The organism is Paenibacillus sp. EZ-K15 (assembly GCF_002573715.1).
Lineage (GTDB): Bacteria > Bacillota > Bacilli > Paenibacillales > Paenibacillaceae > Paenibacillus_AQ.
In genome coordinates, this window is the sequence record NZ_PDHM01000027.1 from 57,720 (window position 1) to 73,273 (window position 15,554).

A 15,554-nucleotide genomic window follows, 5' to 3' on the forward strand; every position below is an offset into this window, starting at 1 on the left:
GCCCCCATTACTACAGCTGGGGACTCCATTATGACGCTAACCTGTTCATCTGTGGAAATATGAAATGCGATAAGCTGTGGGCTGCACAGCTCCCTTCCAGCATGGAACAGATTCGAAGCTATTAACGTGCCGCTTCCACCTTGTTCAATTCCTTGGTTCGCTTCGTATCACGTTCCAGGATGGGTTTTAGGTACTTCCCTGTATAAGACTCGGACACCTTGACTAAATCCTCAGGCGTTCCGGTAGCGATGATGGTACCACCGCCGCTGCCGCCCTCCGGACCCAGGTCAATCAGATAGTCCGCTGTCTTAATGACATCGAGATTGTGCTCGATGACAAGGACGGACTCCCCGGACTCCACCAGGCGGTGAAGCACAACCAGCAGACGGTCGATATCGTCCACATGCAGGCCGGTAGTCGGTTCATCCAGAATATACATCGTTTTGCCTGTGCTGCGGCGGTACAGCTCGGAAGCCAGCTTCACGCGCTGGGCTTCACCACCGGACAACGTGGTGGCAGGCTGGCCCAAAGTAATATAACCCAGACCGACATCCATCAGCGTCTGCATCTTACGGTGAATCTTCGGAATGTTTTGGAAGAAATCCGTTGCATTCTCAACGGTCATCTCCAGTACTTCAGCGATGTTCTTGCCTTTATATTTGACTTCCAGCGTTTCGCGGTTGTAGCGTTTGCCCTTACACACTTCGCAAGGCACGTAGATATCCGGCAGGAAGTGCATCTCAATCTTGATAATACCGTCCCCGCGGCAAGCCTCGCAGCGGCCACCCTTCACGTTGAAGCTGAAGCGGCCCTTCTTGTATCCGCGAATCTTCGCTTCATTCGTCTGGGAATAGATATCCCGGATATCGTCGAAGACGCCTGTGTAGGTCGCTGGGTTGGAGCGAGGCGTACGGCCAATCGGTGACTGGTCGATGTCAATAACCTTCTCGATATGCTCCAAACCTTTCATCTCGCGGTATTGCCCCGGACGTACTTTGGCTCTGTTCAAGTCACGAGCAAGTGTCTTGTAGAGGATCTCGTTGACCAGTGTCGACTTGCCTGACCCGGACACACCGGTTACCGCGGTAAAGACGCCAATCGGAATTTTCACGTTAATATTTTTCAGATTGTTCTCTTTCGCGCCTTTAATCTCAAGCCAGCGTCCATCGGTCTTGCGCCGCTTGCTGTTGACCGGAATGAACTTACGGCCGCTCAGGTACTGGCCCGTCAGAGAGTTAGGGTCGTTCATAATCTCCTTCGGGGTTCCCTCCGCGATGACTTGGCCGCCATGAATACCAGCGCCAGGACCAATATCGATGATATAGTCCGCAGCCATCATGGTGTCCTCGTCATGCTCGACCACAATCAGCGTATTGCCCAGATCCCGCATATGCTCCAGCGTCGAGATCAGGCGGTCATTATCCCGTTGATGCAGCCCAATGCTGGGCTCGTCCAGAATGTACAGCACGCCCATCAGGCTTGATCCGATCTGCGTGGCTAACCGGATCCGCTGCGCTTCCCCACCGGACAGCGTTCCCGCCGAACGACTGAGAGTCAGGTAATCCAGACCCACATTAACAAGAAAGCCCAAACGGCTGTGAATCTCCTTCAGAATGAGATTCGCAATCTGTTTTTCTTTCTCGCTAAGCTCCAGATGATCGAAGAATTTCAGGGACTCTCCGATCGACAGGCTAGTGACATAGGCCATGTTGCGGTCATTGATCGTAACGGCCAGGCTTTCCTTGCGGAGACGATGACCTTTACAAACATCGCATGGCTTGCTGCTCATATAACCTTCGATGTATTCGCGAATACCCTCGGAATTGGTATCGCGATAGCGACGTTCCAGATTCGGAATGATGCCCTCGAAGGTTACATACGCTTCCTTGCGCTGACCGAAGTCGTTTTCGTAACGGAAGTGAACCTTCTCATTACCCGTACCGTACAACAGTTTATTCATCTGTTCCTGGCTAAAGGTACTGACCGGCTTGTCCAGCGGAATGCCGAAATGCACGCAGACCGATTTCAGAAACTGAGGATAATAAGTCGACGTGCCCCCACTCCATGCGGCAAAGGCACCTTCCTCCACGCTTTTGCTCGTATCCGGTATAAGCAGCTCCGGATCCACGATCATCTCGACGCCCAAGCCGTCACAATCCGGACAAGCACCGAAAGGGGTATTGAAGGAGAACATTCTCGGCGTCAGCTCTTCCATGCTGAAGCCGCAGATCGGGCAAGCAAAGTTGGAGCTGAACCGCAGTTCCTCCTGACCCATGATATCGACCAGGAGCTGACCGCCTGATAGGTTCAATGCCGTCTCGATCGAATCGGCCAGACGTGCCTCTATATCTTCCTTAACTACGATCCGGTCCACAACCACCTCGATCGTATGCTTTTTGTTCTTCTCGAGCTCGATGCTTTCCGATAGATCGCGCAGCTCTCCATCGACGCGAACCCGAACGAAACCCTGCTTCGCTATATCGGCGAACAGGCTCTTATGCTCGCCCTTGCGCCCGGAAATGACCGGTGCGAGGATTTGCAGTCTCGTCTTCTCGGGATACTGCATGATGCGGTCTACCATTTGCTCGACCGTCTGGGAGGTAATCTCCACGCCATGCTCCGGACAGTGTGGGTGTCCGATCCGCGCGAACAAGAGACGCAAATAATCATAGATTTCCGTGACGGTACCTACCGTAGAGCGCGGGTTGCGACTCGTGGTTTTCTGGTCAATCGATATCGCCGGCGAGAGGCCTTCAATGGAATCGACATCCGGTTTCTCCATCTGTCCGAGGAACTGGCGTGCATAAGCGGACAAGGATTCCACGTAACGGCGTTGACCCTCGGCATAAATCGTATCGAATGCGAGAGAGGATTTGCCAGAGCCGCTAAGCCCCGTAAGAACGACGAACTTGTCACGCGGTATCGTGACGTCGATATTTTTCAGATTATGTGCACGGGCGCCTTTGATCACAATATTTTCAATGGCCAAACGATATCATCTCCTACTCCATATGGCATGCATGTGGTGCTTATATTTTCACAAAGAGAACGACCGCATAGGCCGTCCCCCCTGTCATTCGTATCTCCAACATTTATTCGGCTTGCAGCTCCAGCAGCGCATCACGAAGCTCTGCCGCACGCTCGAATTGCAAATTCTTGGCCGCTTCCTTCATCTCGGATTCCAGACGCTGGATCAGATTCTGACGCTCTTTCTTCGACATCTTCTGTCCTTCTCCCACCAGATAATCTGCTTTGCCCTCTGCAACCTTCGTTGCTTCGATGACATCGCGGATCTTCTTGCGGATCGTCTGCGGCGTAACGCCATGCTCCTCATTATAAGCGATCTGGATACTGCGACGACGTTCGGTTTCCTTAATCGCCCGATCCATGGAGTCTGTGATCTTATCACCATACATGATAACTTTACCTTCCGAATTCCGGGCAGCCCGGCCAATCGTCTGGATAAGGGCACGGTCAGAACGGAGGAAACCTTCCTTATCCGCATCCAGAATCGCAACCAAGGAAACCTCCGGCAGGTCAAGACCCTCCCGTAGAAGGTTAATACCCACCAGCACGTGGAATGTACCAAGCCGCAGATCGCGCAGAATCTGCATCCGTTCCAATGTCTTGATATCGGAGTGCATGTAACGAACCTTGATGCCAATTTCTTTCAGGTAATCAGTCAGGTCCTCTGACATCTTCTTCGTGAGGGTGGTCACGAGCACACGCTCGTCACGTTCCACCCGGTCATGGATCTCGCTAATCAGGTCATCGATCTGCCCTTCTGTCGGGCGCACATCAATGATCGGATCTAATAGACCCGTCGGCCGAATAATCTGCTCGACCATCGTATCACAGTGCTCCATCTCATACGGACCCGGCGTGGCCGATACGTAGATGATCTGGTTGACTTTCTCCTCGAATTCCTCGAACTTCAGCGGCCGGTTATCCAGCGCGGACGGCAGGCGGAAGCCGTGATCAACCAGCACCGTTTTCCGTGCCCGGTCACCGTTGTACATCGCGCGGATTTGCGGGAGCGTAACGTGCGATTCATCAATGACAAACAGCATATCGTCCGGGAAATAGTCAAGGAGCGTATATGGCGTAGCACCAGGCTCCCTGAAGGTCAGGGGGCCGGAGTAGTTCTCGATGCCGGAGCAGAATCCGACTTCCTTCATCATCTCGATGTCGTAACGGGTACGCTGCTCCAGGCGCTGCGCTTCCAGCAGCTTGCCTTCCGAGCGCAGCAGTTCAAGGCGTTCCTCCAATTCGCGTTCGATGTTCACGATTGCTACCCGCATCGTCTCTTCACGGGTAACGAAGTGAGACGCCGGGAAGATGGCGATATGCTCGCGTTCCCCAACCAGTTCGCCCGTTAAGACGTCGATCTCCGTGATCCGCTCGATCTCGTCGCCGAACAGCTCGACGCGAACGGCATGCTCCCCCTTCGAGGCAGGGAATATCTCGATCACATCCCCACGGACGCGGAATGTACCGCGAACGAAGTTGATATCGTTCCGCTGGTACTGGATATCAACCAGCCTCGACAAAATCTCATTGCGCGGCTTCTCCATGCCCACCCTGAGCGAAAGCAGCAATTCTCCGTACTCATGCGGCGAACCCAAGCCATATATGCAAGATACGCTCGCCACAATGATGACATCGCGCCGTTCGAACAGCGAACTCGTTGCAGAGTGGCGGAGCTTATCAATCTCTTCATTAATGCTGGAGTCCTTCTCGATATACGTATCGGAGGAAGGGATATAAGCTTCCGGCTGGTAGTAATCGTAATAACTCACGAAATAATCCACCGAGTTATTCGGAAAGAATTCCTTAAACTCGCTGGCCAGCTGTGCAGCCAGCGTCTTGTTATGCGCAATGACGAGTGTGGGACGGTTTACCTTGGCGATTGTCTGCGCGATCGTAAACGTCTTACCCGTTCCTGTTGCACCTAGCAGCGTCTGATGTTTTTTCCCTTGGCGGAGTCCTTCGACCAACGCATCAATAGCCGTGGGCTGATCGCCCTGCGGCTGGAATTCAGACTGGATCTCAAAGGATTTGGTACTGACAACTAAATCGCTCATTGCCCTTCATCACCCTCATACTCTAAAATGAAATTCATGCTAAAAGATATGTCGAAACTTCCCGATGATATACTATGGGAAATTAGTGGTGTCTACGTAAAGAATAAGAATATTTGTTCCCGTCTCATTATACCCTTTACGTTTTTTTGATGCAAATAGTTTAATGAAAATTTCAATAAGTTCCAGCGCGAATGTTCCGTGCTTCAACTTGTATGACCCCACAGCCTTCATATTCCATGTCGGACTAGCTTCAAGCGAACCCATGGTCTTCAATTAACTTCCTTAAGGAGATGATACAGCGTTATGGATATTACAATTATTTTTGGCATTCTCGCCGGTCTGGCCGCGTTGATCGGAGGGTTTTTATGGGAAGGCGGGCATCTGAGCGGCCTGCTGCAAGGAGCGGCTGCGCTTATCGTATTCGGCGGCACCATCGCCGCCGTCATCGTCAGTTTTCCGGCCACCCGGCTCCGCACCATCCCGGCTGCGCTCAAGCTTGCCTTCGGCCGCAGCAACCGTTCAACGGACGAGCTGATTGACGCCATTGTTGATATGTCGGTTACAGCCAGAAGAGACGGGGTCCTGGCGCTGGAGCGTATCTCCGCCGATCACGAGGATCCCTTCTTGCGGGAAGGCATGCAGATGGTCGTCGACGGCAGCGATCCGGAAATGGTGCGCCAAATCCTGGAGCTCGATATCAATGCCGCCGAGCAGAAGCACGAAGGGTATGCCAAGATTTTCGAGTCCGCCGGGGGATATGCTCCTACCATGGGGATCATCGGTACCGTCATGGGATTGATCCACGTGCTGGGCAGTCTGCAAGACCCAACCGATCTCGGACCTTCGATCGCGGTCGCGTTCACCGCCACTTTATACGGCGTCGCAAGTGCCAATATTATCTTTTTGCCCATTGCGTCCAAGATTAAAGCACGTTCCGAAGAAGAAATTGCAAATATGGAGCTGCTGCTCGAAGGAATTATGGCTGTTCAGAACGGAGAGCACCCGCTGTTAGTTCGTAAAAAGCTAGCCTCCTTCGCTTCCGCTGGCACCACGGACATTCCGTCCTCAAGGGGGATTGTGCATGAGACAGCCGAATAGACGGCGCCGTCATCGCAAGCAGGCCGAAGGCGAACAGCGCGACCGCTGGATGATCACCTATGCCGACCTGATTACGCTGCTCCTGATCTTTTTTGTTGTAATGTATGCCATGAGCCGGCTCGATACGGAAAAATACAAACTTGTCACCCAATCCCTGCAAGCCACCTTCCAGAGCGGAGACAGCGTCCTGGAGATGGGTTCGGGCCTTACCGGCACAGCCGATACGGAGAACCATAAGAATCCTCCACCGCAGCCTGCCGCCAATGAGGAAGAAGAGGGTAAAGATGCAGGTTCTGAACCGCTAACCGAGCGGGAGCTCGCTTTCCGTGCCCAGGAAGAAGAGCTGGCGAACTTTATGGGGCTTATTCAGCAATACGTGAAGGACAACCAGCTCGAAGAGGATATCTTCATCGCCGACGAGCCGCAAGGGATTGCCATCACGTTAAGCGACCGGTTCCTGTTCGATGTCGGCAAGGCCGAGCTTAAACCCGGGGCTGCTCCCGTTCTGGGCAAATTGGCAAGCCTGTTCGGTGATTTAAACACCACCGTGAGCATCGAGGGGCATACGGACAATGTGCCGATCGGACGCTATTCCAGCTACAAGGACAACTGGGAGCTTTCCGGTGCCCGGGCGATGTCGGTGCTGCGGTTCTTCCTTGAGAGCAGCAAGCTGGACCCGGAAGGCTTCCAGTATGCAGGTTATGCCGACACGAGGCCAGCCGCGGATAATGCGACTGCTGAAGGCAAGCAGAAGAACCGACGGGTCGAAATTACAGTGTTACGGCAGCTTAAGGAGTAGGAAGATGGCCTCCAAGCGGCTCAACCCGCTCCATGCCTTGACTTAGAAGAAAATGCTCAACCCATCGTCGCCAATATGAAATAAGCGCCCGGTAGACTGAATCCATGCATTCAGATCTGACCGGGCGCTTTCGTTTTAAAAAAATGATTCGATTACTAACAACGTTCCTGAGAGATATTAGGTTTCCAACATACTTGTTAAGCTAAGCGCCTTGCCCTGCCCCGCGCTCGCTTGGCCGCAGGACAGCGGAACCGACGGCCAGCAGAATGACCGCCATCAGACTGAGGATGGCCAATGGCAGTGCGATATCGGATAACGTGCCGCCTGTAGCCGCAATCTCCACCGCCTCAATGGCCCATTTTTGCGGTATGAAGTTGGCGATCTTCTGCATGAATTCCGGCATAATGGCAAGCGGCCAGAAGCACCCGCCCAGCATGCAGGTCGGCGTGACGATCATGGAATTGATCATAGCCGCATTTTGCCCGTTCCGGATCAACCCAGCAACCGTACTTGCCAGCCCTAACGATACCATCATAAAGGCCATCAGAATAAGGAAATGCAGCAGTAACGGAATTCCGTAATCGTAACGGAGCACATACCGGCTGAGCGCGAGCACGATGATCACCTGCAACGAGCCGACCACCAAGCTGCCCAGAAAATTACCTAAAGCGATCTGATAGGCACGCACCGGTGCAGTGTACATGCGAGACAGCGTTCGCTGTCTGCGGTCATCGATCATCATCGACACAACGCTGGAGATGAGGGTCATCATGAACATCAGGGTAAAGCCTGTTACGTTCGAGAGTCCCGGCTTGGCGTACAGATTCAAATCCGTGACCTCCGTATCCACCCGATTCAGCGCGGATTGCTTGAGCACTTCTTGCAGCATCAACATGCGGTCAACAGCCGGCTCCGAGGTTTCCCGAATCAAAGCAGCCGTGCCGCTCAGACGCGTAACCGCAGAGTCCGCCGTCATTCGTATCATCACCGAAGCTTCCGAAGTTGAAGCCTCATATACCTGAACCGTCGGCCACTGTCCTTCAATCAATCCGTCGCTGAAGCCCTCCGGTATATAAACGCCTACCATGCTTTTATTCTCCACCAGGTCTTCTCTCAACATGTTCTCGGATTCGAACTCATTGAGTACGTATTGGCCGCTGCGCTCCAGCTCGTTCATCAGATACTGGCCTGCCGGGCCCTCATCCTCATTCACATAAGAGACTAGAATGCTCGCAGCCGAGGTCTGCCCCAAGAAAAACACCGTCAAGGTAACAACCACGCAAGGAACCAGCAGGAAGACGATCCAGCCTCTTTTGCGCCCCAGTGTGCGTCTTACCATATGCCAGGCTATGGTTAAGCTATGCATGGTATCCCACCTTTCTGTACGTAATCATGGCTGCAGCCGACAGGGCCGCGGTAATAGCCGCTAGCATACCCAGACAAGTGAGAATCAATTGCACGTCGCTGTTCAGCATCATCCGCAGCATGCTCTGCATGGCCCAATGATTGACGGTGAAGGAAGCGATCTTTTGGAAAAATTCCACGGGAAGCGGCATGAATCCCCCGCTGACAAATGTCATGGCGATAATGATCGCCTGCATCAGCCCCCTGGCTCCTGCCGCCGTTGAGGAGACTAGGGTTATAAACGTGGCAATGGTCATGGACGATAGCGTGATTAAAACGCAGACCATGATGAGCAGCAAAGGGTGAGGCCCCCATTTCACGCCGTACAGCCACATGGAACCCAGCACAATGGCTGCTGCCTGTACAAGCGTAATCAGACTGCAGCCAATAATCTTACCGGCAAATACAGTTCCGGGTGTGACCGGTGCGCTTTGCAGGCGATACAGGGTACGGCTTTCCCGCTCTCCCAGCAGACTGCTGCTTGCCATCTGACCGGAATACAACAGAAACATGATCAGCATGGAGGCTGCGTAATATTGGGCTGCTGAATACGTGGCTCCTTTCTCGCTTAGGTTCCCGATCGTTACGTTCGGTTCGGACGAGGTTTCAACAGGTGCTGCCGTTTGAGCGGCAAGAACTTTATCTCCGCCCATAACGATAACCTCCGCCTGTTTGTGATTGACATCCGCGATAAAGGTCTTGAAGATGGTGTCTGCTACCAGGTTGAGATTACGGTCTCTTCCGGGCAACAATTCAAGCTTCACGTCCGCTCCCTGGCCCATTCGTTCATCAAACGAAGCGGGAATTACCACCGCATAATCCACCTCGCCCCTGCGCAGCTTTCCTTCAACCTCTTCACGGCTGGCTGCCATCTCTTGAACCAGAATGTCCTGTATCTCCGGTGAGCTGGTTAGAGCCTGAACACTCCCCGGCAGCTGACCCCCGTCCGCAGCATTCACTACAAATCCCACTCTGACCGATGGCTGTTTAAACTCCTGATCGTTGCCAAACCAGCCCGAGAGTGCATTTCCCAATATAAAAATAAGGAGGAGCGGCAGCAAAAACTGGTTAATCAGCACCGATCGGCTGGTAGCCATCCGCTTTAGCTCAAACCAGGCAATAATCATCGTATTCATCTTCGGGTATTCCTCCTTCATGAATTCCTCTGCATATGTCCCTTATGATCAATCACGCAGCGTCCGCCCGGTCAGACTGAGAAACAACGTTTCAAGCCCCGGTTCCTCGCACTCCAGGGAGCGAAGCGTCGTATGCTGTTTACTGCAGATGAACAGAATATCCTGCAGCTCCTCCTGAGCCGACGGTACATAGACCTCAATCTGGTTACCATTCTGCGTGACGCGTCGAACGCGCGGGTGAATGGTCAACTCCTCCACCAATTCCGGTGTGATCCCATCAGCAGTAAGTATGATTTTTTCCTCATGCGCCACGCGTGCCCGAAGCTCCTGCTGCGTCCCGCAGGCGATAACATGACCTTGATCCATAATCGCCACCCGATCACTGATCGCAGCAACTTCCTCCATATAATGACTCGTATAAATTACGGTTGAGCCCATGCGGTTCAGCGTCTTCACGGATTCCAGGATATGATTTCGGGACTGCGGATCAATCCCTACCGTAGGCTCATCCATAATGATCAGCTTCGGACGGTGCGTGATCGAGCATGCAATATTCAGTCTGCGTTTCATCCCCCCGGAGAAGGTGGACGGCTTTTCCTTCGCCCGATCCTGCAAGCCGACAAACTCCAGCGCCTCTTGCACCCGTTCCTTCAACTGGTGGCCTCGTAGCCCGTACAATTTTGCAAAAAAAGCGACATTATCCCAAGCCGACATCTCTTCGTACAGAGCCAGATCCTGCGGCACCAACCCGATTCTCCGCTTCACTTCCAGCGGCTGCTCTTCAATCGAGATACCGTCCACCTTAATGCTGCCCTGATCCTTGGGAAGAAGGCCACAGATCATACTGATGGACGTGCTTTTGCCGGCCCCGTTCGGTCCTAGAAGCCCAAAGATTTCCCCTTCGTTCACTTCCAGGTTCATATGATCCACCGACAGCTTGTTTCCATATCTTTTCACGACATCCTTCATCTGCAGAAAGACCGCCATATTCACCATCTCCATTTCTCATATCTCTCGTAACCTTTTGTTGATTTCATTCTATCTGGAATGTCCGAAATTATAAGGTAGAAGAAGTCACCTTATAGGGTGACGAAAGTCATCTCCTTACCAAAAACATCCTTGTGATATAATGAAGCCAATCGTTTGAACGTTTTGATTTCACTATGGAAAAGGGTCTGATCGCACGTGACATCCCCACTCACCTGTCTCCGATATGGCTTAATTCTCCTTCCGGCCGCCGCGGACATCTTTTTGCAGCAGCTCGATGATTACGGGGAATATATGGTGTACATATTGCTGTTTCTATTGATTACGGTGCTAAGCCGCTTTTTGCCATCGCCTGCTTATCTGAAGGCAGCCGCTCTGCTGGAAATTCCACTATCTCTGTGGCTATGCCATCAATACGGCTTCATGATGGTGTTCCTGTCCGTCTCCACCCTATGCGTCTATCTGCCCTTATTCCAGCGGCCAGGCAGGCTATGTCTGGCGTTTGGTCACCTTCTGCTGCTCAACATGGCCATTACCAATTACGATGCGCTGCTGCTGACGACAGCCAATCTGCTGTTTCTGTTCATGACGGTAACGTTCAACCACATCTATGAAATGAATCAGAAGCAAGTGGATCATATTCAGTTATACGACGAGCTGAAAAGACTGCATTTCCAGCAGGATGAAGCAGGTAGACAATTGCTGCAATTTGCCCATCAGGTAGAGAGCGCAGCGCAGGCCGAGGAGCGTAACCGCATCTCCCGCCAGCTGCATGACGATATCGGCCACCGGCTGATTCGCATAAAAATGATGATGGAAGCAGCTCTCCATATCGTGCCTCAAGATCTCGTCCGCGGCATGGATATGCTCCATCAAATCCGTGACCAGCTGGGAGAGAGCATGGAGCAGATGCGGACGGCCGTAAAACAGATGAACCCGGTCCGGCGGATCACGGACGACTATTCCCTGGATCGGCTCCTGGAAGAGACCGGCCGGGAGACCGGGATCGAGACCGACCTTATATTGCAGGGCATCCCCTATCCGCTCTATCCCAGTCAACAGGTGGTGCTATACAAAAATGCCCGTGAAGCTATCACGAACGCCATCCGCCATGGCGAGGCTAAACGAATCCAAATCATCCTGCATTACGGAGATCAGGACGTCCGGATGGAGGTTTCCAACGATGGCACAGTCCAGGAGCCGGCTGGCCACGAAGCTGCACCAGACCGTCAAGGTATCGGAATGAGCAGCATGCTCGAGCGAACCCAAGTGGTGGGTGGGACGCTTGAGGTACGGAGAACCGTACCTTTTACTGTCATCACCCGGCTGCCTGTCTACCAGAAGCGTGAGATTATGTAATTTAACAAGACAAGACGCAGTATCTTATTTTATAGAAAAGGTCGTGGCCATCCATGATATCCGTTTTAATTGTAGATGATGACCCGTTCATTCGGGAAAGCTTGAAATTACTGGTGGGGATGGACCCGGATATCGAAGTATCGGCTGTCGCGGAGCACGGCGAGGAAGCGCTGGCTTTGTTGGAGGGGGGACTTCCTGTCGATGTTGTGCTCATGGACATTCGGATGCCTGTATGTGACGGTGTGGAAGGAACGCGGCGGATTCGTGAACGACATTCGGATGTGCGAGTGCTTATGCTGACTACCTTCGATGATGATGATTATATCGTGGAGGCTCTGCGGAACGGGGCTAGCGGTTATCTGCTGAAGAACATTCCGCCGGACCGCATCATCCAGGGAATCAAAACGGTGCATGACGGTAACATGCTGATTCATCCCGATATCGCCCGCAAGCTGACTGGCATGCTTCGTCCAACGTCGCAGCCCGTCCCTAAAGCTGCTGAGCTGGAACAATTCGGGCTGACCCCGGCCGAGAAGAAAGTCGTCGTCCTTATTGCGGACGGCTTGTCCAATAAGGAAATTGCCGGACAGCTTTTCTTAAGCGAAGGCACCGTCAAAAACTATGTCACCGAAATCCTGGGAAAGCTGAATCTTCGGGACCGGACGCAAATCGCCATTTTTTATCTTAAAAAGATGCAGGGTTAACTCCATTCAAAAAATTTTATAGCTCATACAAAAAAAAGCGGGGCCTTGTCCATATAGGACAAAGGCCCGCTTTCAGTATCATGATGAATGGAATCCGGCTTCTTCGGAGCCGCCGGTCGTCTTACTACCGGAAGAACCACGCTTGCTGCGAATATGAAGTTTATTCGCCAGCAGCGTGATCAAGCTTACCGGCTTCAACCCGACCGCTATGCCATCCCTCGGGTCGGGGGCAACGATAGCTCCCAATTGATGATGATCCCCCGCGTAGATTGCACGCTGCAGGAATTTACTCTCCCCTTGATGGTTCTGTACCTCCAGCTTACAGAAGGCCGAATTCTGACGAAGCGCGCTATGCAGCTGTTCCTTACTGTGAATCAGTTTACCGTTCACCTTCAGGATCGTCTCTCCTGCCAGAATGCCAAGTTCGCTTGCCGGACTATTCGGAAGCACTGCGAGAACGCGTAGTCCACGAATCGGATGCACAAAGATCGGACTGCGCTGCTGTTCTTCATAACGGCTGTACCACACCAAGCCCTCATGCAGCAGTAATGCCGCTAATGCAGCCACGATCGTGAGTGGTGTCCACCACTCGGCCAACAGACTCAATGCCAGCACAATGGCTCCGTAAAATATGAGCCGCTTCGATGTGATGCTTGCCTTCTCCTGCGGGAGCATGCTCTGCGTCATTTCCCCGAAGCCAATCACGACCGGGAGTGCCATCATGGTAAAGCCTGTACTCCAGGCATCACCACCGAAGAACGGCGTCCATGGCAGCACGCTGCCTCCGCTTACCGCCGGAACAAGCAAGAACAAGGGCAAGGGCCAGAAGCTCTGCATGTGATAACCGCCAACGAGCTTGCCACGTTTACCCTCAAGAAACAGCGGTGTAGCAAAACCCGAACCCTGTATCCTGACAAGCAAGGCTTCTGCAAAATGCAGAACGGCGGATAAAGCCAGCAGCGCAGGAATGTCCAATCCCTGGATCGTTGTCGTTATGTGACTGACCCAGCCATCCGGCTGCCAATTCGGAAACCAGCCTAATCCAAACTGAATGATCCCGAGAAGACCGATGGAATAGGCAAAGCATAAGTACCGGATATGAAACAGCATCAGGATCAGGGAAGTCACCCATATGCATATGATGGCTTCCAGGCTTAAGGATATTCCCAGGAAGGCTACTACGATGGACACGCTGATTCCTGCCAGCAGCCCGCCCAGAAACGTTCGCCAAGTCTGCAATCCCCAGGAATGCAGCTTCACATGGAACAACTTACGCTCCACCAACACCTGCCTTCGGTAGAACAGCATGACAAACAAAATCGAAATATAATAAAAGGGCTGCGTCAGCAGTTGTATGCCTGCATCTATCCCATACATCAGCAGTTGTTTCAATGTCTCCAACAGCTTGCCACGCTCCTTTCAGCTTCAAGATGCTTCGAAATTTATACTTTCAGATATCTTAAAAGAAAAAAAGAAGGCTAACGTTCAGCCTTCTTACTTGTTCGACGCCTTGGCGGCGATTTCCTTCCGGACCTCGGCAATTCCGCGATTCATTTGATTATCCTCTTTCGGATCCTGAATCTTCTCAATCAATGCGGCTTCCAATGCCTCGGCTGTAGCGCCGTTAAGGATACCGTCCGCTTTTAGCTTGTGCTTGCTCTGGAAACTCTTAACGGCCTTCTCTGTATTCCGGTCGAAATAGCCATCCGTACGCCCGATCTTATAACCAACCGCTTCAAGCATGATCTGTGCATTCTTCACATCCGTGCTATTCGTGTCGTACGTATAAGTTTTCTTCTTATCGATCGGTGCAACGGTAAAGTATTCTGGCTGTGACACCTGAATATCCGGCTCAATTCCCTTCTCATGGATCCAGGTACCGTTTGGCGTCAACCACTTGGCAATCGTTACTTTCAGCAGGCTTCCATCGCCAAACTGCTTATCAAAGCTCGTTTGCACGGTACCTTTTCCGAAGGAATGCTCACCCATTAAGGTAGCTCCTGCCGATTGCTGCAGTGCGCCCGCCAAAATTTCGGAAGCGCTGGCGCTGCCCTTGTTCATCAGCACCGTAATCGGATAGGATTTCGCCTCACCGCCCGAAGGATGCTTCTCTCGCTTCTTATCCTTATCCTCTACCTGAACGATCAATTCGCCTTTAGGTACGAACTGCTCTGCAATGTCAATGACAACGGACAGCACACCGCCTGGATTGTTCCGGACGTCGATCAGCAGTCCCTTCATGCCTTGGCTTTCCAGTTTCTTGAGTTCTTCCTTAAAGCGTTCGCCTGTATTCAGCGAGAATTGGGAGATCTCAATAACACCGATTCCGCCCTTCTCCATCCGTGCCGACACGGTTTCCAGATCGACGTCATCACGAACGATAACATACTCGACAGGCTGCTCAGAGCCTGCACGCTTAATCTGAAGGACGGCCTTGGAACCTTTCGGACCGCGAATCTTGTTGACTGCCGCGTTCAACTCCAGACCCTGCAAAGATTCCCCATTAACTGAGAGGATGGTATCCTTTGCCCGGATCCCGGCTTTATCCGCAGGAGATCCCTTGATCGGGGATACAACGACGACACTGCCATCTACAGAGGATACCTCCGCACCAATCCCTGAGAAGGAGCCCTCAATGCTCTCTTCAAACTGGGCTGCCGTTTCTTTTCCCATATAGTTGGAATATGGATCTTCCAGCGCTTCCATCATCCCGTTGATGGCGCCGTCGATCAGTTTCGACCGATCGATATCCTTGTAATAATTGCTTTCGATGAGGTCAATCGCTGTCCCCAGTTTTTTCGCTTCAGACTGCTCCAGTCCATTCCTGTTTGCTATACTGGCCAGCAGCCCCTCACCGTCTCCGGTCTGACTAGGAGCGGGCAGCTGGGTCAAAGCCATCGTTAACAGCACGCCGCACAGCATGGCAGCTATGACCAGAAAGACAGCCGTTCGTTTTTTCAGCAAGTACTTCACCGCCTTTGTA

Annotated in this window: 11 protein-coding genes; 4 read left to right on the forward strand and 7 right to left on the reverse strand. The window is 52.5% G+C overall.

Annotated features, from left to right (window positions below; translation table 11 throughout):
- Positions 1–121: 121 nt before the first annotated feature.
- Both uvrA and uvrB read right to left on the reverse strand, forming a co-directional pair.
- A complete protein-coding gene (gene uvrA / locus CRG97_RS29995) occupies positions 122–2,989 on the reverse strand; it encodes an excinuclease ABC subunit UvrA (RefSeq protein WP_098749164.1) in 2,868 nt (955 codons plus the stop codon).
- A gap of 103 nt (positions 2,990–3,092) precedes the next feature.
- Positions 3,093–5,084: an excinuclease ABC subunit UvrB gene (gene uvrB, locus CRG97_RS30000; RefSeq protein ID WP_098749165.1), complete on the reverse strand. Its 1,992-nt coding sequence runs from the start codon at positions 5,082–5,084 to the stop codon at positions 3,093–3,095.
- Positions 5,085–5,387: 303 nt separating this feature from the next.
- Between uvrB and CRG97_RS30010 the strand changes: the two genes are divergently transcribed.
- Entirely contained in the window at positions 5,388–6,182 is a 795-nt protein-coding gene (locus CRG97_RS30010) for a flagellar motor protein (RefSeq protein WP_098749166.1), read from the forward strand.
- The gene (locus tag CRG97_RS30015) at positions 6,166–6,981 is read left to right on the forward strand and encodes an OmpA/MotB family protein (protein ID WP_098749167.1); all 816 of its coding nucleotides are present in this window, start codon (positions 6,166–6,168) and stop codon (positions 6,979–6,981) included. The genes CRG97_RS30010 and CRG97_RS30015 overlap by 17 nt, the downstream gene beginning before the upstream one ends.
- A gap of 202 nt (positions 6,982–7,183) precedes the next feature.
- Here CRG97_RS30015 and CRG97_RS30020 read toward each other — a convergent pair whose 3' ends face one another.
- Genes CRG97_RS30020 through CRG97_RS30030 form a run of 3 tightly spaced genes read right to left on the reverse strand, consistent with a single transcriptional unit; the run spans position 7,184 to position 10,517 of the window.
- A complete protein-coding gene (locus CRG97_RS30020) occupies positions 7,184–8,347 on the reverse strand; it encodes an ABC transporter permease (protein WP_098749168.1) in 1,164 nt (387 codons plus the stop codon).
- A complete protein-coding gene (locus tag CRG97_RS30025) occupies positions 8,340–9,521 on the reverse strand; it encodes an ABC transporter permease (RefSeq protein ID WP_098749169.1) in 1,182 nt (393 codons plus the stop codon). Before CRG97_RS30025 ends, CRG97_RS30020 begins: the two co-directional genes overlap by 8 nt.
- A 48-nt stretch (positions 9,522–9,569) precedes the next feature.
- Positions 9,570–10,517 carry an ABC transporter ATP-binding protein gene (locus CRG97_RS30030; protein ID WP_098749228.1) on the reverse strand — a complete coding sequence of 316 codons (948 nt, stop codon included), beginning with the start codon at positions 10,515–10,517 and terminating at the stop codon, positions 9,570–9,572.
- A gap of 189 nt (positions 10,518–10,706) precedes the next feature.
- On the opposite strand from CRG97_RS30030, the gene CRG97_RS30035 reads away from it, so the two are divergent.
- Both CRG97_RS30035 and CRG97_RS30040 read left to right on the forward strand, forming a co-directional pair.
- Positions 10,707–11,867, forward strand: a complete 1,161-nt coding sequence (locus CRG97_RS30035) for a sensor histidine kinase (protein ID WP_237566619.1) — start codon at positions 10,707–10,709, stop codon at positions 11,865–11,867.
- Positions 11,868–11,920: 53 nt separating this feature from the next.
- Positions 11,921–12,571, forward strand: a complete 651-nt coding sequence (locus CRG97_RS30040) for a response regulator (RefSeq protein WP_098749170.1) — start codon at positions 11,921–11,923, stop codon at positions 12,569–12,571.
- A 78-nt stretch (positions 12,572–12,649) separates the two neighbouring features.
- Here the strand turns inward: CRG97_RS30040 and CRG97_RS30045 are convergent, their stop codons facing one another.
- Both CRG97_RS30045 and CRG97_RS30050 read right to left on the reverse strand, forming a co-directional pair.
- Positions 12,650–13,972: a PDZ domain-containing protein gene (locus CRG97_RS30045; RefSeq protein ID WP_098749171.1), complete on the reverse strand. Its 1,323-nt coding sequence runs from the start codon at positions 13,970–13,972 to the stop codon at positions 12,650–12,652.
- 93 nt (positions 13,973–14,065) lie between these two features.
- Positions 14,066–15,535: a S41 family peptidase gene (locus CRG97_RS30050; RefSeq protein ID WP_098749172.1), complete on the reverse strand. Its 1,470-nt coding sequence runs from the start codon at positions 15,533–15,535 to the stop codon at positions 14,066–14,068.
- Positions 15,536–15,554 lie beyond the last annotated feature (19 nt).